Genomic DNA, 17,080 nt, shown 5'->3' with positions numbered 1-17,080 from the left:
TTTCGATGGCCGGGCAGATCGGCGTCGGGATGGTGGGCTACGCCTTCATGGGCGCGGCCCACTCCCAGGCGTGGCGGACCGTGCACCACGCCTTCGACGTGCCGCTCACGCCGCGGATGGCGGTGCTGTGCGGCCGGGACGCCGCGGCGGCGTCGGCTGCCGCGGCGAAGCTCGGCTGGGCTTCCGTGGAGACGGACTGGAAACGGCTCGTGGAGTCGGACGAGGTGGGGCTCGTCGACATCTGCACGCCGGGGGACACGCACGCGGAGATCGCGCTGGCCGCGCTCGCGGCCGGCAAGCACGTGCTGTGCGAGAAACCGCTGGCCAACACGGTCGCCGAAGCCGCGGCGATGGCCGCGGCCGCCGAGGAGGCGGCCGCGCGCGGGGTGCGGTCGATGGTGGCGTTCAACTACCGGCGCGTGCCGGCGCTGGCGTTCGCGCGCCGGCTCGTCGCCGACGGGCGGCTGGGACAGCTGCGGCACGTGCGCGCGCAGTACCTGCAGGACTGGATCGTCGACCCCGAGTTCCCGCTGGTGTGGCGGCTGCAGCGGGAGCGGGCGGGGTCGGGCGCGCTCGGCGACATCGGCGCGCACATCGTGGATCTCGCGCAGTTCCTGACCGGGTCGCGGATTTCGGGCGTGAGCGCGGTGACGGAGACGTTCGTGCGCGAGCGGCCGCTGGTCGCGTCCTCGTCGGGGCTGGCGGCGTCCTCGGCGGCGGCGCGGGGCGAGGTGACGGTGGACGACGCCGCGCTGTTCACCGCGCGCTTCGCGTCGGGCGCGCTGGGCAGCTTCGAGGCGACGCGGTTCGCGGCCGGGCGCAAGAATTCGATGCGGATCGAGCTCAACGGTTCCGCGGGCAGCCTCGCGTTCGACTTCGAGGCCATGAACGAGCTGCACTTCCACGACCACACCCTCGACCCGGCGGTCGCCGGGTTCCGCCGGATCCTCGTGACCGAACCCGAGCACCCGTACGTCGGCGCCTGGTGGCCGCCGGGCCACGGCCTGGGGTACGAGCACACCTTCACCCACGAGGTGCGCGATTTCCTCGACGCGCTCGCCTCGGACACCGACCCGGCGCCGTCGTTCGCCGACGGGCTGCAGGTGCAGCGCGTGCTCGACGCGGTGGAACGCAGCGCCGCCGCCGATTCCGTGTGGACCGTTGTCTGATCAGGAGGTTTTTTCGATGGCACGACCGCTGACGCTGTTCACCGGGCAGTGGGCCGACCTGCCCTTCGAGGAGGTCTGCCGCCTCGCGAGCGGCTGGGGCTACGAGGGCCTGGAGATCGCCTGCTGGGGCGACCACTTCGAAGTCGACAAAGCGCTTTCCGACGACGGGTACGTGCAGTCCAAACTGGACACCCTCGCCAAGTACGACCTCCGCGTGTGGACGATCTCGAACCACCTGGTGGGCCAGGCCGTGTGCGACCACCCCATCGACGAGCGCCACGAGGCCATCCTGCCCGCCCGCATCTGGGGGGACGGCTCACCCGAGGGCGTGCGGCAGCGGGCGGCGGAGGAGATGAAGGACACCGCGCGGGCGGCCGCGTTGCTGGGGGTGTCCACTGTGGTCGGTTTCACGGGGTCGTCCATCTGGCACACCGTGGCGATGTTCCCTCCGGTGCCGCAGTCGATGATCGACCGCGGCTACGAGGACTTCGCGGCGCGCTGGAACCCGATCCTGGACGTGTTCGACGAGGCCGGCGTCCGTTTCGCCCACGAGGTCCACCCGAGCGAGATCGCCTACGACTACTGGACGACCGTGCGCACGCTGGAGGCGATCGGCCACCGCCCGGCCTTCGGGCTCAATTTCGACCCGTCGCACTTCGTCTGGCAGGACCTCGACCCCGTGGGTTTCCTGTGGGACTTCAAGGACCGCATCTACCACGTGGACTGCAAGGAGGCCCGCAAGCAGCTCAACGGCCGCAACGGCCGCCTCGGCTCCCACCTCCCGTGGGCCGACCCGCGCCGCGGCTGGGACTTCGTGTCCACCGGCCACGGCCACGTCCCGTGGGAAGACGTCTTCCGCATGCTCAACGCCATCGCCTACGACGGCCCCATCTCCGTCGAGTGGGAAGACGCCGGCATGGACCGGTTGACCGGCGCGCCGGAGGCGCTGGAGTTCTTGAAGCGGTTGAACTTCACGCCTCCGACGGCGGCGTTCGACGCGGCTTTCTCGTCGAAGCCCTAGCGGGTCAGCACCTGGGCGACAGGCGCGGCATGGGCGTCGGAGGCCACCCGGTTGCCGACCATGATCACGCCCGCCAGGAGGGCGAGCGCCGCAAACACGATCCCGATCACGGCCAGCGCCTTCATCGGCCGCCGCCCCATGCACCCCGCAATCCCCAGCGCCAGCCCGACCACGGCGAACGGAAACGCGATCCACGCCCGCACGTCGTCCAGCGGCAACGGCAGGAACGGCACCACCAGCCCGAGCACGCCCAACACCAGGGCGAGCACGGCGGGGGTGGCGTTGCCCTCGGCGGCAGGCTTCGGCTGTCCGGGCTGCCCGGCCCACTGCTGGGGCCCGCCGGGCTGCTGCGCCGGCGCGAACCCCGGCTGCGGCACCCCGGCGGCCGGCGGCTGCGGTACCCCGGCGGGTGGCTGCGGCACCGCGGCGGGAGTGGACCACGCCTGCTGCGTCCCGCCGCTCAGCCGCCCGGCCTCGGCCGCGGGCGGCTGACCCGGCGTGTACCGCAACACGGGCCCTTGTGGCGGCGGCGGGAAAGCCGCGTCCGGCCGGGGTTCCGGCGCATCGGTTTCGGGCTGCGGACCCTCGGTCATGGTGGGGACTCCCTCGCTGGCAGGACCGCTTGGCGAGAAGAAACATAGTGGTTCGACCACTCGCGCGACCAGCGAACGCCGTTCATCGCGGCGACCTCGGCCCCGGCTGCGCCCGTACCCGCGGTTCCCGTCCCCGCAAACGGTTCGGGGCCGGGCCCGAGCTGGAAAGCCCGGGCCCGGCCCCGAACCGCGGCGAAGTCAGTGAATCGAAGCGCCCGGCACCGTCATCGGGTGCCGAGCAGGTGCTCCAGCGCCAGCTGGTTCAGCCGCGTGAAGTGGTACCCCCGCTTGCCCGCGGCCTCCACGTCGAACGAGTCCGCCGCCAGGTCGTCCAGGGTCTCGCCCGGGGCCACCGTCGGCACTGACAACTCGTCAACGCGCGAAGCCGACAGAGCCGCGGCCACCTCCGGGTCCGCCCGGAACGCGGCGGCCTTCTCCTTGAGGATCAAGTACATCCGCATGTTCGCCGCGGCCGAGTCCCACACGTCGGAGGGGTCCTCGGTGCGCAGCGGCTTGTAGTCGAAGTGGCGCGGGCCGTCGTAGCCGCCGGTCTCCAGCAGGTCGACCAGGAAGAACGCCGACGTCAGGTCGCCGTGGCCGAAGATGAGGTCCTGGTCGTACTTGGGGCCGTGCTGGCCGTTGAGGTCGATGTGGAAGAGCTTGCCCTGCCACAACGCCTGCGCGATGCCGTGCACGAAGTTCAGACCGGCCATCTGCTCGTGGCCGACCTCCGGGTTGAGGCCGAACAGCTCCGGGCGCTCCAGCTGCGAGATGAGGCCGAGCGCGTGCCCGATGGTGGGCAGGAGGATGTCGCCGCGGGGCTCGTTGGGCTTGGGCTCCAGGGCGAACCGGATGGCGTAGCCCTGGGACACGGCGTAGTCGGCCAGGAGGTCGAGGCCCTCCTTGTAGCGGTCCAGCGCGGCGCGCACGTCCTTCGCCGCGTCGGACTCGGCGCCCTCGCGGCCGCCCCACAGGACGTACGTGGACGCGCCCAGCTCGGCGGCCAGGTCGAGGTTGCGGCGCACCTTCGTCAGCGCGTACCGGCGGATGTCGCGGTCGTTGCTGGTGAGGCCGCCGTCCTTGAACACGGGGTGCGTGAACAGGTTGGTGGTCGCCATCGGCGCCTTCAGGCCCGTGGCCTCCAGCGCCGCCTTGAACTTCTTGACCGCCGTGTCGCGGTCGGGCTCGGTGGCGAGCAGGTCGTCGTCGTGGAAGGACACGCCGTACGCGCCCAGCTCGGCCAGGCGGTGCACGCTCTCGACCGGGTCCAGCGCCGGCCGCGTCGCCACGCCGAACGGGTCGGCGGCCGGCCAGCCCACGGTCCACAGGCCGAACGAGAACTTGTCGTCCGGAGTGGGCGCGAAGTCGGTCATGACGATCCCCTTCAATCCAGTGCAGATTCAATCCAGTGAGTATTTAGTTCACGTTGTAGACTAAATATGCGCCCCGGAGGCCCGCCCGTCAAGGGTCACCGCTTCACCGGGGCCTCGGTACAGTTCCGGGAGGAGGCCACGGGGATGACGCAGGCGGTGCGGCACGATTCGATGCGCGCGCGCAACCTCGAACTGGTGCTCGGCGAGGTCGCCGGGCGCGGCCCGCTCACCCGTGCGGCGCTCGCGGAGCTCACCGGCCTCACCAAGTCCACCGTGTCGAAGCTCGTCGGCGACCTGCTCGACGCCGGTTTCCTCGCCGAGACGGGCCCGGCCCGCGCGGGCGAACGCGGCCGCCCCGGCGTCGAGGTCGTGCTCTCCGGCGCGCGCGTGGCGTCGCTGGGGCTGGAGATCAACGTCGACTACCTCGCCGTCTGCCTGCTCGACCTCGCCCGCACCGTGCGCTTCACCGAGCGCCGCGAGCGCGACAACCGCGGTTCGCGTCCCGAGGAAGTGCTGGGGGAGCTGCAGAACCTCGCCGAAAAAGCCCTCGCCGCAGCCGGGAACCTCACTGTCGCCGGTGCGGTCCTCGCCGTGTCCGGCCCGGTCGGCGACGGCGTGCTTTTCAGCGCCCCCAACCTCGGCTGGAGCGACGTCCGCGCCGCCGACATGCTGCACCTGCCCGTGCCCGTCACGCTCGACAACGAGGCCAACCTCGGCGCGCTGGGCGAGCTCTGGTTCGGCGCCGGACCGCCGGACTTCCTGTTCGTCTCCGGCGAGATCGGCATCGGCGCGGGCCTGGTCGTGGACTCGGCGCTGTTCCCCGGCAGCCACGGGCTCGCCGGCGAACTCGGCCACGTCGTCGTGTCCCCGGCGGGCCCGCGCTGCCGCTGCGGCGCGTCCGGCTGCCTGGAAACCTATGCGGGACAAGAAGCCCTGCTCGCGGCCGCGGGCGTCAAGACCGTCCCCGAGCTGCTCCGCAACCTCGGCACCGGCGACCCCACCGCGGCCGAGGCCGCCACCGCGGCCGGCGAAGCGCTCGGCCTCGCGCTGTCCTCGGCCGTCAACCTGCTCGACCTCGACCACGTGGTGCTCGGCGGCGTCTTCGCCCCGCTCTTCCCCTGGCTGGCGCCCGCCGCGGAAACCGTGCTGGCCGCCCGTCTGGGCCGCCTGCGCGGCTCCGTCCCGACGCTCGCACCGTCCACTGTGGGCGGTGACGCCGCCACCCTGGGCGCGGCCGGGCGCACCATCCACCACGTGCTGGCCGACCCCGGTCCGTTCCTGACCCCGGCTCATCCCCGACGGGTGAGGTGACTTCGGCACCGGCGGGCCGACGATGACGACGAAGCCCCGCCGAATCGAGGTGTTCGATGACCGCCCAGCCGACCGCCCGGACACCCGACCAGGCGCGCGTGCGCCACGCCGAAGTCGCGTTGCGCTCGATGGGCCAGCCGAACTCCGTGGCCGGCGAGTTCGACTTCTGGAACGACCGCTACGAGGGGCGGCGACTGTTCTCGGAGCTGTTCGGCACTTTCCTGCTGGTTCTCGTCGCCGTGGGCGGCGGGGTCGTCAACGCCCGGTTCGGCGGCTCGGCGATCCCGACGTCGGCGCAGGTCGTGGCGCCGGCGTTGATGGTGGCCGCGATCATCCTGTTCATGGGCACGGTCTCCGGCGCCCACCTCAACCCGGCGGTGACGCTCGCGTTCGCGGCGCGCGGTGACTTCCCCTGGAAACGCGTGCCCGCCTACCTCGTGGCGCAGTTCGCCGGTGCGGCCCTGGCCACGCTGCTGCTGTGGGCGCTGCTCGGCAAGCAGGGCGACGCCGGGCTGACGCTGCCCGGCAGCGGGATCAGCACGGTCACGGCGATGCTGTGGGAGCTCGTGCTGACCACGGGCCTGGTGAGCGTGATCCTGGGCAGCGCCTCGGGCGCCCAGCAGGTGGGGCCGCTGGCGGCGATCGCGGTGGGCAGCTACATCGCGCTGGCCGGGCTGTGGGGAGCGCCGGTCAGCGGCGCGTCGATGAACCCGGCCCGCTCGCTCGGGCCCGCGCTGGTGCGGGGCGACTGGACGTCCTGGTGGGCCTACCTCGCCGGCCCGATCGCCGGCGGCATCATCGCGGTGGGGATCGCGTACATCCTGCGCGGCCGCGGCGGCGGACGCAGCGGCGAGAAGGCGGCGCAGGGCGTGCTTCCGGGGAGCGCGGCGGCGCGCTCCCCGGAGAACACCTAGCTCACCGAGCGCACCAGCACGGTGCCGCCGCCCACGGTCGCGCCCGCGCCGTCGACCACCGACAGCCGGCCGCGCAGCACGCGGCCCGCACCCGGGGCGGCCGAGGCCGTCACGACACCCGGCACGGTCCACGTGGTGCCCGAGGCGTGCGCGGCGACCGGGTCGGTCACCGTGACGCCGCCGAACGACGGGTTCACGAACACGTCCAGGTAGTCGAACGCCGTGGTCCCGGTGGGCACGGAGTACCCGTCGACGACCGCGATCCACTCGCCCGCGGCCGGGTTCTGGATCGTCACCGACTCCTCGGAGTCACCGTCGGCGCTCTGGCCGGCGAGGACGCACGAACCGCTGGAGCAGTTGTACACCGACAGGTCCAGGTCGGCGGCGGTGTCGGCGGTGTTGCCGATCGTCACCGTCAGCGAGGACGAACCCGGCAGCACGTTCAGCTGCGTCTGCTGCTGGGCGTCCTGGGCGATCGTCGGCCGCGTGATCTTCGCGCTGCCGAAGGTGCTGCCCACCACGTGCCCGGTGAACGCCTTGAGCGAGTTCTTCACCGTGTACGTGCGGTTCACCGCGGCACCCAGCGGAGCCGACGCGATGTCGTCCGGATTGGGCGTGATCGCGGTGCCCAGCGCGGAAACCGTCAGCTTGTACGGCGCGGTGTCCACATCGGACGTCCGCCGCGCCTCCACCGTGATCTCCCAGACGCCCGGCAGCGGGTTGGTCAGCGTGCGGCTGGTCGGCGTGCCGCCGACGCAGCCCGCGCCCGCGTCGGGGTTGTAGCAGTTGGTGGAGGTGTTGCTGTCGACCGGAACGCCGGTCGGGTCGTAGCGCAGGAAGCGCACCTGGCCCTTGCCCGGGTCACCGCCGCCGGTCAGGTCCACCTGCAGCGAGCTCGCACCCTGCGGCACGCGCAGGAAGTAGCTCACCGACTGGTTGCGCGCGATCGTGCCCGACGCGGTGAAGATGCCCGACGAGGCGAACTCCGCCGGCGCGAAGACCGTGTTCATGGTCTGCACGTCGACGCCGATCGTCAGCGGGTTGTCCAGGTACAGCAACGCCGAATGCGCGCCGGCCTGTTTGGGGTTCACCTTGACCTGGAAGGAGACGGGCTTGTTCAGTGGCAAAGACACCAGGGAACCCGAGGAGAATGTTCCGTCGTTGCCCACCCAGCGTGCGAAATACACCACCGGACGGGAAGAACCGGACGTGCGCGTGAGCGTGTACGTGCGCGTGTAGGACTTCCCGACGGTCACGCCCTCGCGGTCGTGGATGCCGACGCCGACGCCCGGGGTGGGCTTCAGCAGGTTCGCCTGCACGGTGTGCACGTCGACGGCGGTGGTCACCGTGTCCGGCTTCGGGTTCAGCGACAGCGCGACCCACGCGGCGGGCACGTTGAACAGCCCGGCGCCCTGCTCGTAGGCGCCGATCCCCGGCACGAAGCGCGCCGTGGACTTGATCGCCGAACGCAGCGCCGAGACCGGCGGCCGCTGGCCGTGGTGTGTCGCCTTGTACGCGCTCACCAGCAGCGCCGCCGCGCCCGTCGCCTGCGGCGAGGCCATCGACGTGCCCTGCAGCATCGCGTAGCCGGCGGGCAGCTCGTACGTGCCCGCGACCGGACCCGGCGCCTCCCACCGCGGCACGGTGGAGATCGCCGCGCCGGGCGCGATGATGTCCGGCTTGAAGCCACCGTCTTCGCGCGGGCCGCGCGAGGAGAACGGGTGCAGCGCCTCGGCCTTCGACACCTTGGAGCCGTAGTTCGACAGCCACGTCTCGCGCGTGATGTACGAGCCGACGCTGATCGCGTCCGTGGCCACCGATGGGTCGCCGACCGAGTTCGCGCCCGCGCCGGAGTTGCCCGCGGAGATGAAGATCTGCACGTTGTACTCGGCGATGGTGCGGTTGTAGAGCTCCGCGCGCGCGTTGTTGCCGTCGTTGAGCGCGGGCAGGCCGCCGATGGAGATGTTGATGACGTCGGCGCCGTGGCTCGCGGCGTAGACCACGCCGTCGAGCAGGCCGCTGGAGGTGCAGGAGTCCGTGGTGAGACAGACCTTCACGGCCATCACGTTCGCACCCGGGGCAGCCCCGTCCATCTTGCCGCCGAACAGGTCGTTGCCCGTCGCGATGCCGGCCACGTGCGTGCCGTGCTCGGCGCCCGCGATGCCGATGTTGACGAAGCCCGGCTTGTCCGTCTGCACCACGAACGCCATGCGCTCGGCGCGGTCGGTGGCCGGGTTGTCGGTGCCGAAGTAGCCGACGTCGAAGTTCTTGGCGTAGTCGGACATCGGCTTCTCGTCGGTGAAGTCGCCGTCTCCGTCGAGGTCCACGCGTACCTGCTTGGTGGCGGTGTCGAGGAGGACGCCCCACGAGTCGGTGCGGTCGCCGTCGCGGTTGAGGTCGCCGCCGGTCTCGCTGCCGGCGCCGCCGAGGTCGCCCGCGGTCTCCTTGAACAGGCCGAAGGTGTACGGGCCGCCGGTGGCGGGCGCGGTCCAGTCGCGGCCGCTGGAGTTGAAGGTGCCGGTGTAGGTCTGGGTGGACTGCTGGACCCACGTGCCGTCGCCGGAGTTGGTGGCGTTGGCGTTGTACCAGTCGACGATCTTGCGCTCGCCGTGGCTGGTCTTGGCCAGCGCGGGGCTGTCGAGGTCGACGCCGGAGTCGAGCACGGCGACGGTGGTGCCCTTGCCGTCCCAGCCGCCGAAGGTCTGGCCGAACTGCGCGGCGTAGGTGTCGCCGGTGGGCAGGTACGGGTTCACGCGCGGGGTTTTCTTGCCCGGAGCCGGCTGCGGGATGGGGTTGGCCGCGGCTTCGGGCTTCGGGTCGTCGCGGTGGATGAGGCCGTCGACGTCCACTGCGTTCACCGACTTGAGCTTCGCGGCCTTCTCGGCGTTCGCGACGGGCACGGAGACCTTGACGTAGTCGAGCTTCGCGTCGGTGGACTCGACCACTCCGCCGAGGGCCTTGAGGTCGTTCACGGCGGCGCTCGACCGGCCACGCTCGGCCGCGACCAGCAGCGTCACGGTGCGCTTGCCGGCCCGCTGGGCCTCGGCGACGAGCGCGCGGTCGTGGTCATCGAGGGTCTTGCCGTCGGTGGCGGCGGGGTTTCCGGGGGAGGACGGGGGCTGCGCGGCGAGCGCAGCGGGCACCCCGACGGGCGCGACGCCGAGGGCGGTGGCGAGGAGGGTGATCCCGGCCCGCCGTCTCCAGCGTGATCTCTGCTGTGTCATCGGAGCAGTACACAGGTCGGGACCATCCGCATCAATCAGACAGTCAGCCTATCGGCCGCAATTCGACGTGAGACGAACGGCCTAACCCCCACCGCCACTGGGCCCCCCGGAACCCGACGGGCAAGACAACCCACCAAGGCAGCCACCTCTGGGGCCGAGCCGAAGCCCCGCAAATGCCGAAGCGTGAGCGGCCTGACGAGGTGACTTCGCTGGGGTCGGGGCGAAGCCCCGGAAATACCGAATCGCGAACAGCCTGACGAGGTGACCTCGCTGGGGCTGGGCTGAAGCCTCGGAAATGCCGAAGTGAGAGCGGCCTGATGAGGTGACTTCGCTGGGGCTGGGCCGAAGCCCCGGGAACGCCCGAGCGTGAGCGGCCTGACCAGGTGACCCCGCTGGGGGCTGAAGCCCCGGGACCGCCGAAGCGCGACCGGCCTACCAAGGCGACCACCTCTGGGGGTTCCGGGGGCGAAGCCCTCCGGGCGGGGCCCGGGGGTTGCACCCCCGGAGACACAACGAGCGAGCAAGGCCCGCGCACTCCGCGGACACACTCCGCCCACTCGCTCGTGGCAACCGAGGGAGTCGAACCCTGCGCGGCTTGTGAAGGCGGCGCCCCTGACCGGCCCTGACCCTTCGGCGGGCGACGGCTGCCGTACTTTCCAACAAGGGAGGAGTACCCCCACATTCCCAGCATCGCACATTCGTCACCCGTTCGGGCAGTGACCGGGTGACGGTGATCTCGCTGTGCCGGTGATTCCCTTTCCCCGCACCGGCCTGGCAGGCTGGACGGATGGACGATCTCCTCCTCCGCCGGGTGCGGGTCGGGCTGGGCGGCGGGCTCGCCGACGTGCGCGTGAACGACGGTCGCGTGGCCGCGATCGAGGAGCCGGGCGCCGGGTCGGGCTTCGCGGCGCGCGTGCTCGACGGGCACGGCGGCACGCTGCTGCCAGGCCTTGTCGACGCTCACGTGCACGCAGTGCAGTGGGCCACCTTCCGAAGGCGCATTCCGCTGGAGGACGCGCGTTCGGCGGCGGAGGCGGTGGAGCTGCTGCTGCGGCGGCTGCTGGAGACGGCGGACCAGCCGGGGGATCTTGTCGTCGGCGCCGGGTTCCGCGACGGGCTCTGGCCCGACAAGCCGCACAAGGACCTGCTGCAGCGCGCGTTGCCGGGCCGCGCGGTGGCGTTGTTCAGCGCGGATCTGCACACGCTCTGGCTCAGTCCCGCGGCGCTCAAGCTGATCGGCCGCGACCACCCGACGGGCGTGCTGCTGGAAAACGACTGCATGACCGCCACGGCCGCGCTGCCGTCGGCCGCGCTGGAAGTGCAGGACCGCTGGGTCGCCGACGCGCTCGGTGCGGCCGCTTCCCGTGGTGTGACAGGGATCGTGGACTACGAGTACGCGGACACCGTCACCGACTGGACCCGCCGCGTTGCCGCCGCGGCGCCGGCGACGCGAGTGGTCTGCGTGATCTCGCGGCCGTTGCTGGACGTCGCGATCTCCCGCGGCCACCGGACCGGCGACGTGCTGCCGGCCGGTGGCGGGTTGCTGACCGTGGGGCCGTTCAAGCTGTTCGTCGACGGTTCGCTCAACACCCGCACCGCCTACTGCCACGACCCTTATCCGGAGTCGGATTCCCCTGGCCTGCTTGAGCTTCCGCCCGCGGAGCTCGAGCCGTTGCTGCGGCGGGCGTGGGAAAACGGCCTGGTACCGGCGGTCCACGCCATCGGCGACAAGGCCAACACCATCGCTCTCGACGCGTTCGCCGCCGTCGGCTGCCCCGGCCGCATCGAGCACGCGCAGCTGTTGTCGTCCGACGACGTGCCGCGGTTCGCCGGGCTGGACCTCGTGGCGAGCGTGCAGCCCGCCCACCAGCCCGACGACCGCGACGTCGCCGACCGCCACTGGTACGGCCGCACCGACCGCGCCTACCCCTACCGTGCGCTGCTGGATTCCGGCGCCCGCCTCGAAATCGGCTCCGACGCGCCGGTCGCGCCGCTGGACCCGTGGGACGGGATCGCCGCCGCCGTGGGCCGCACGGACGACGACCGGCCGGCGTGGCACCCGGAGCAGGCGATCCCGCTGGCGGACGCCCTGGCCGCGGCTTCGGGCGGCCGCCGCGGGATCGCCGTCGGCGACGTGGCCGACTTGATGATCACGGCGGCCGACCCGTCGCACCTGTCTCCGGCCCAGCTGCGCGACATGCCGCTGACGGCGACGATCCTGGCGGGGAAGCCGACGCACCTGGCGTGAGCGCGGGGGTCGGTTCGGCGCGTCAGGGCGCGGCAGTACCCGCCTGCCAGCCCGAGGCCCACAGCCGATCCGGCTGCACCTCACCGCGGAAGAGTCCAGCCGCACGGGCGGCGAAGTCGGCGAAGGACGTCGGGCGGAGGCCGAGCTTCGAGAACACGTCGGTGTCCACAGTGGACTCCGGACTCCCCGCGCGGCGAAGGTGGAAGAGCGCGGCGACGTCGTCCGCGAACTCCGCCGGGATCCCCGCCGCCACGACGCGGCGGTGGTGCTCCTCGGGGGCGAGGTCGACGTAGCGGATCGGCCGTCCCACGACGCCGGTCAGGATTTCGCAGACCTCCGCCATGGTCAGCGCTTGCGGTCCGGTCATCTCGTACCGGGCCGATTCGTGGCCGTCGGAGGTCGCCGTGGCGTAGACGACCTTCGCGATGTCCTCGACGTCGATCGGGGCCAGGCGGGTCGCGCCGAGGGGCAGGGCGAGCTCGCCGTCGGCGAGCATGGCCGGCACTTCTCGCAGGTAGACCTGCATGAACTGGCTCGGCCGCAGGATCGTCCAGGCGAGGCCGGACCCGCGCAGGTGCTCCTCGATCCGGGCGTGCAGCCGCGCGAACCGGAAGGCCGATTCCGCGTCCGTGCCCATACCGGACACCTTCACGACGCGCCGCACACCGGACCGCACGGCGGCGTCGATCAGGTTGGCCTGCGCCTCGGCCATCCGGCCGTCCGCGCCGGAGATCAGGACGGCCGTGTCGACGCCGTCGAGCGCCGGGCCGAGCGTTTCCGGCGCCAGCAGGTCGCCGTGCACCGGGGAGATGCCGGGCAACGCCGGCAGCGGCCTGCGGACCAGCGCCCGCGCCGGGTGACCTCGCCGGACGAACTCGCGCACGACAGCCGAACCGGTGAGCCCGGTGCCGCCGGTGATGAGGATCATGGGGTGGCTCCTTCGTCGAATTTCCCTCTCGATCCCTGTAGACGAAGCGCTCGCCGCGAACTGACCGCGGAATCCCCCGGAGGTCCGGCGCGTTGCCGGGGTTGTGACGCCGACCACCCTTGACGACTGGACCGACCTCGACACCCGGCATCGGCCGGAGCTGCTGGGCTACTGCTACCGGATGCTCGGGTCGGCCGTCGACGCCGACGAAGCCGTGCAGGAGACGATGTTGCGGGCCTGGCGTGGGCGCGACGGCTTCACCGGCGCCGCCACGCCGCGGGTGTGGCTGTTCCGCATCGCCACGAACGTCTGCCTCGACCAGCTCCGGCGCCGGCCGCGCCGGGAGCACCCCGTCGACGTCGCCACGGCCGGCGACGCGGGTTCGCCGCTCGGCCTGGCCGAACCGGCGAGGTGGGTCGGTCCCGCGCCCGATCGCTGGCTCCTGCCACCGGGTGCCGATCCGGCGGAAACCGTGGTGCGGCGCGAATCGGTGCGCCTCGCGTTCGTCGCCGCGCTGCACACGCTCTCCGCGTCGCAGCGCGCGACGCTGATCTTGCGTGACGTCCTGAAGTTCAGCGCGGACGAGACAGCCGGGTTCCTCGGCATCACCGTGGCCGCCGCGAACGGGCTGTTGCGCCGCGCGCGGGGGCGGCTCGCCGAGCGCCCCGCGCCGGCGGCCGGACTCACCGACACCCAGCGCGCGCTGCTCGCCCGGTTCGTCGAGGCCTTCGAACGCTACGACGTGCCCGCCCTGACCGCCCTGCTCCACGAGGACGCCACGCTCGCCATGCCGCCCTACGGCCTCTGGCTCGCCGGCCGGGCCGAGATCTCGCGGTGGTTCCTGCGCGAGGACAGCCCCTGCCGCGCGTCGAGGCTCGTCCCGATCGAGGCGAACGGTTCGCCCGCCTTCGCGGTCTACCACGGCTCGCGGGCCTTCGCGGTGCTGGTCGTCGAGGTCGCCGGCGAGGGGGTCACCGCGCTCGAGGCGCACCTCGAGCCGCGGCTGTTCGGCTTGTTCGGGCTCCCGGTCGAGCTCGCCGAGGCCTACTTCCCGTGCGGGTCGGCGGTGTTGAGGGCGGCGACGACCTGGTCGTAGTCGCCGCGGGCTTCGCCGTAGCGGAGGAACTTGACGCGCTCGACCTGGATCTCGCGGGCGTCCGGCCGGGTCTCGATGAGGGTCATGACCTCGCCGATGAACTCGTCGAGCGGCTGGGCGTGGTCGTTGTCGGCCTGGCCGGGGAGCAGGTCCGTCTGTACCGACGGCGGTTCCAGCTCCAGGACCTTCACCGACGTGTCGGCCAGTTGCAGGCGCAGCGTCTCGCTGAGCATGTGGATGGCGGCCTTCGACGCGTTGTAGCTCGGCGTGATCTTGAGCGGCGTGAAGGCGAGGCCCGAGGAGACGGTCATGATCGTCGCGTCGGGACGCGTCTGCAGGTGTTCCACGAAGGCGGCGATGAGGCGGATCGGGCCGAGCAGGTTGGTGGTCACCGTGGTTTCGGCCGAGGCCAGGAACGTCTCGGGCCGGTGCCAGTCCTCCACGCGCATGATGCCGGACATGGTGACCAGCACGTTGAGGTCGGGGTGGTTCGCCAGCACCTCCTTCGCGGCGGCGGCGATGCTCGCCGGGTCGGTCGTGTCGATCTCCACGGTGCCGAGCCCCGGGTGCCGGGCGGCGAGGTCGCGCAGCAGCTCCGTGCGGCGGCCGCCGATGATCACGGTGTTGCCCTTCGCCCGCAGTTCGAGCGCGAGGGCCAGGCCGATGCCGCTGGTCGAGCCGGGGATGAAGATGGTGTTTCCGCTGATGTCCATGCCTCGACTTTGACGTTTCGCCGGGCCGAGGTGCAGAGACCGCTCATCGGGGGATCGCCGCTCCCTGGTTCGCGCGCGGCGGAGCCCGGATACTGAGTGTCATGGATCGCGCGACACTGGCGGAGTTCCTGCGCCGACGCAGGGAGGAGCTGCAACCCGAGGACGTCGGCCTGCCCGTGGGCGCGCGTCGCCGCGCGCCCGGGCTGCGGCGTGAGGAAGTCGCGTCGCTGGCCGCCATGTCCACCGACTACTACACCCGCCTCGAACAGCAGCGCGGCCCGCAGCCGAGCGAGCAGATGCTCGCGTCGCTGGCCCGCGCGCTGCGCCTGGACGCCGACGAGCGCGACTACCTGTTCCAGATCTCCGGTCGCAACGCGCCTTCGGCGGTCGCCGTCGCCACCCACGTCGCGCCCGCGTTGCTGCGGGTCCTCGACCGGCTCGACGACACGCCCGCGCTGATCCTGTCGAACCTCGGCGAGGTCCTCGTGCAGAACCGCTTCGCCGACGCCCTCTACGGCGACCACTCCCGTCACACCGGCCTCGCCCGCAGCGGCATCTACCGCTGGTTCACCGACCCGGACGAGCGCCTCATCTACCCGGAGGACGACCGCGCCCGCCAGAGCCGCGCCCAGGTCGCGGGCCTGCGCGCCGCGTACGGCTCGATGGGGCCGCAGTCCCGGGCCGGCGAGCTGGTGCGCGCGTTGCAGCACGAGAGCGCGGAGTTCGCCGAGCTGTGGGAACGGCACGAGGTGGCGCGGCGGTTCGAGGACCACAAGACGTTGATCCACCCGCAGCTGGGTGCGATCGAGGTCGACTGCCAGGCCTTGTTCACGGAGGACTGGTCGCAGTCGCTGCTGGTGCTGACGGCGGCGCCGCGGACGGAGGCCGCGGAGAAGATCCAGCTGCTCGGCGTGCTGGGGCACGAGCAGTTCGCGGCACCGGCTCGCTGATCGTTGCGCGGGGGCGGATCGGTCACGTCGCCGTGCCCGATCGGCTCGGGCGATGACTGGTCCTGGTTGACGGGAATCGGGAAGTCCGCGCCGGGCTGACAGGATTGCCGATCTGTGTCCGCGGTTCCGGGGAGGAAACGAGCATGTCGCCCGCTGAGGTTTTCGCGCGGCTGAGTGATACCCGCACGCCGGCGGCGGGACCGGTGGTGGTGAAGACCGCCGTGGTGCTGGGCGGGAGCGTCGCGGGGCTGCTCGCGGCGCGGGTGCTCGCGGACCACGCCGACGAGGTCGTGGTGCTGGAGCGCGACGACCCCGGCCCCGGCGCGCGGCCGGGAGCGCCGCAGGGGTCGCAGACGCACGTGCTGCTGCCGGCCGGGCTGCGCCAGCTCGAACGGTGGTTCCCGGGCTTCACCGAGAAGACCGTGGCCGCCGGTGCGCGGCGGGCGCCGGCGCGGTTGCGCCACACGTATTCCGACGGCGTGCGCAAGGTCGTCGGCTCGGACACCGAAATGCTGACCAGCAGCCGGCCGTTCCTGGAGGCGCAGATCCGGGAGCACACGCTGGCGCTGCCGAACGTGCGGGCGCTCGTCGCGCGGGTGACGGGGCTGGAGTTCTCGGACACCGCGGTCACCGCCGTGCAGTACGAGGGCGGGCGCAGGGACGCCGATTTCGTCGTCGACGCGATGGGCCGCTCCAGCCGCCTCGGCGACTGGCTGACCGGCGCCGGGTGGGACCAGCCGCCGATGACGCGGATGAAGATCGACCTGAACTACGCCACCGCCGTGCTGCGCCGCACCGACGAGCGGCCCGAGGCGCGCGTGGGCTTGTCGATGCACTCGCCGGGCGACCCGTCGGGCATCGCGGCCGCGGTCACCGTTCAGCTCGAGGACGACCGGTGGATCGCCACGCTGTCGGGCTACCTCGACCGGCGCCCCGGCAGCACGCCGGAGGACTTCGTCCACCTGTGCCGCACCGCGTTGCCGGACGAGTTCGGCGCCGTCGCCGACCACGAGATGCTCGGCGGCATCGCCACCTACCGCCACGCCGACAGCCGCCGCCGCGACTTCGACCGCGTCCGCCGTTTTCCCGCGCGCTTGGTGGCCACCGGGGACGCCGTCGCGTCCTTCAACCCCATCTACGGGCAGGGCATGGCCTGCGCCGCGTTGCACGCTTCGTGCCTCTCGGAGTACCTGCGCTCGGCGCCGGACCTCGCTGTGCCCGCGAGCGCGTTCTTCGCGCTGCAACGCGTGATCGTCGACGCCGCCTGGGGCCTGTCCACGGGCGGTGACCTCGAACTGCCCCACGTGGACGGCCCCTACCCGCGTGGCTATCGGCTGCAGAAGTGGGCGATCGGGCAGATCGTCGCCGCGTCCGTGCACGACCCGGAAATCGCGCGCCGGTTCGACGAGGTCGCCTACCTGCTGGCGCATCCGTCGACGCTGGCCAAGCCGGGGACGTTGCTGAAGTCGATTCTGGCCAACCGCCGAAAGAAGTGAGAGCCGGTCCGGGCGCCGCGACACCAGGGCGCCCGGACCGGCGT

Annotated in this window: 13 protein-coding genes; 8 read left to right on the top strand and 5 right to left on the bottom strand. The window is 72.1% G+C overall.

All coding sequences use genetic code 11. The annotated features are described in order from the left end of the window. Positions 1-5: 5 nt before the first annotated feature. Both AB0878_RS32080 and AB0878_RS32075 read left to right on the top strand, forming a co-directional pair. Positions 6-1,169, top strand: coding sequence for a Gfo/Idh/MocA family oxidoreductase (locus AB0878_RS32080; protein WP_366583950.1), 1,164 nt, complete (start codon positions 6-8; stop codon positions 1,167-1,169). A 16-nt stretch (positions 1,170-1,185) separates the two neighbouring features. Beyond that, the gene (locus AB0878_RS32075) at positions 1,186-2,190 is read left to right on the top strand and encodes a sugar phosphate isomerase/epimerase family protein (protein WP_366583949.1); all 1,005 of its coding nucleotides are present in this window, start codon (positions 1,186-1,188) and stop codon (positions 2,188-2,190) included. Here AB0878_RS32075 and AB0878_RS32070 read toward each other — a convergent pair. Further along, positions 2,187-2,783, bottom strand: a complete 597-nt coding sequence (locus AB0878_RS32070) for a hypothetical protein (protein WP_366583948.1) — start codon at positions 2,781-2,783, stop codon at positions 2,187-2,189. The two genes, AB0878_RS32075 and AB0878_RS32070, sit on opposite strands and share 4 nt — an antisense overlap. Positions 2,784-3,007: 224 nt before the next feature. Next, complete coding sequence (gene xylA, locus AB0878_RS32065; RefSeq protein ID WP_366583947.1) at positions 3,008-4,156, bottom strand: xylose isomerase; 1,149 nt, start codon at positions 4,154-4,156, stop codon at positions 3,008-3,010. A gap of 144 nt (positions 4,157-4,300) precedes the next feature. Between xylA and AB0878_RS32060 the strand changes: the two genes are divergently transcribed. Further along, on the top strand, positions 4,301-5,467 hold the full coding sequence (locus tag AB0878_RS32060) for an ROK family transcriptional regulator (protein ID WP_366583946.1): 1,167 nt from the start codon (positions 4,301-4,303) through the stop codon (positions 5,465-5,467). Positions 5,468-5,523: 56 nt separating this feature from the next. After that, entirely contained in the window at positions 5,524-6,381 is an 858-nt protein-coding gene (locus AB0878_RS32055) for an aquaporin (RefSeq protein ID WP_366583945.1), read from the top strand. Here AB0878_RS32055 and AB0878_RS32050 read toward each other — a convergent pair. Continuing rightward, the gene (locus AB0878_RS32050; RefSeq protein WP_366583944.1) at positions 6,378-9,605 is read right to left on the bottom strand and encodes a S8 family serine peptidase; all 3,228 of its coding nucleotides are present in this window, start codon (positions 9,603-9,605) and stop codon (positions 6,378-6,380) included. The two genes, AB0878_RS32055 and AB0878_RS32050, sit on opposite strands and share 4 nt — an antisense overlap. 787 nt (positions 9,606-10,392) lie before the next feature. Here AB0878_RS32050 and AB0878_RS32045 point away from each other — a divergent pair. After that, entirely contained in the window at positions 10,393-11,853 is a 1,461-nt protein-coding gene (locus tag AB0878_RS32045; RefSeq protein WP_366583943.1) for an amidohydrolase family protein, read from the top strand. A 22-nt stretch (positions 11,854-11,875) separates the two neighbouring features. On the opposite strand, the gene AB0878_RS32040 is transcribed toward AB0878_RS32045, so the two are convergent. After that, entirely contained in the window at positions 11,876-12,781 is a 906-nt protein-coding gene (locus tag AB0878_RS32040; protein WP_366583942.1) for an SDR family oxidoreductase, read from the bottom strand. Between the two features lie 103 nt (positions 12,782-12,884). Here AB0878_RS32040 and AB0878_RS32035 point away from each other — a divergent pair, with 103 nt between their 5' ends. Further along, positions 12,885-13,877 carry an RNA polymerase subunit sigma-70 gene (locus AB0878_RS32035; RefSeq protein ID WP_366583941.1) on the top strand — a complete coding sequence of 331 codons (993 nt, stop codon included), beginning with the start codon at positions 12,885-12,887 and terminating at the stop codon, positions 13,875-13,877. Here AB0878_RS32035 and AB0878_RS32030 read toward each other — a convergent pair. Then, on the bottom strand, positions 13,826-14,590 hold the full coding sequence (locus tag AB0878_RS32030; protein WP_366583940.1) for an SDR family NAD(P)-dependent oxidoreductase: 765 nt from the start codon (positions 14,588-14,590) through the stop codon (positions 13,826-13,828). The genes AB0878_RS32035 and AB0878_RS32030 overlap by 52 nt on opposite strands. 101 nt (positions 14,591-14,691) lie before the next feature. Between AB0878_RS32030 and AB0878_RS32025 the strand changes: the two genes are divergently transcribed. Further along, positions 14,692-15,540: a helix-turn-helix transcriptional regulator gene (locus AB0878_RS32025; RefSeq protein ID WP_366583939.1), complete on the top strand. Its 849-nt coding sequence runs from the start codon at positions 14,692-14,694 to the stop codon at positions 15,538-15,540. Between the two features lie 143 nt (positions 15,541-15,683). Further along, complete coding sequence (locus AB0878_RS32020) at positions 15,684-17,036, top strand: hypothetical protein (RefSeq protein ID WP_366583938.1); 1,353 nt, start codon at positions 15,684-15,686, stop codon at positions 17,034-17,036. Positions 17,037-17,080: the final 44 nt, after the last annotated feature.

Source organism: Amycolatopsis sp. NPDC047767 (assembly GCF_040704195.1).
In the GTDB taxonomy this organism is placed as follows: domain Bacteria; phylum Actinomycetota; class Actinomycetes; order Mycobacteriales; family Pseudonocardiaceae; genus Amycolatopsis.
The sequence above is the reverse complement of the archived record's forward strand: the minus strand, read 5'-3'. Positions and strand labels throughout refer to the sequence as shown.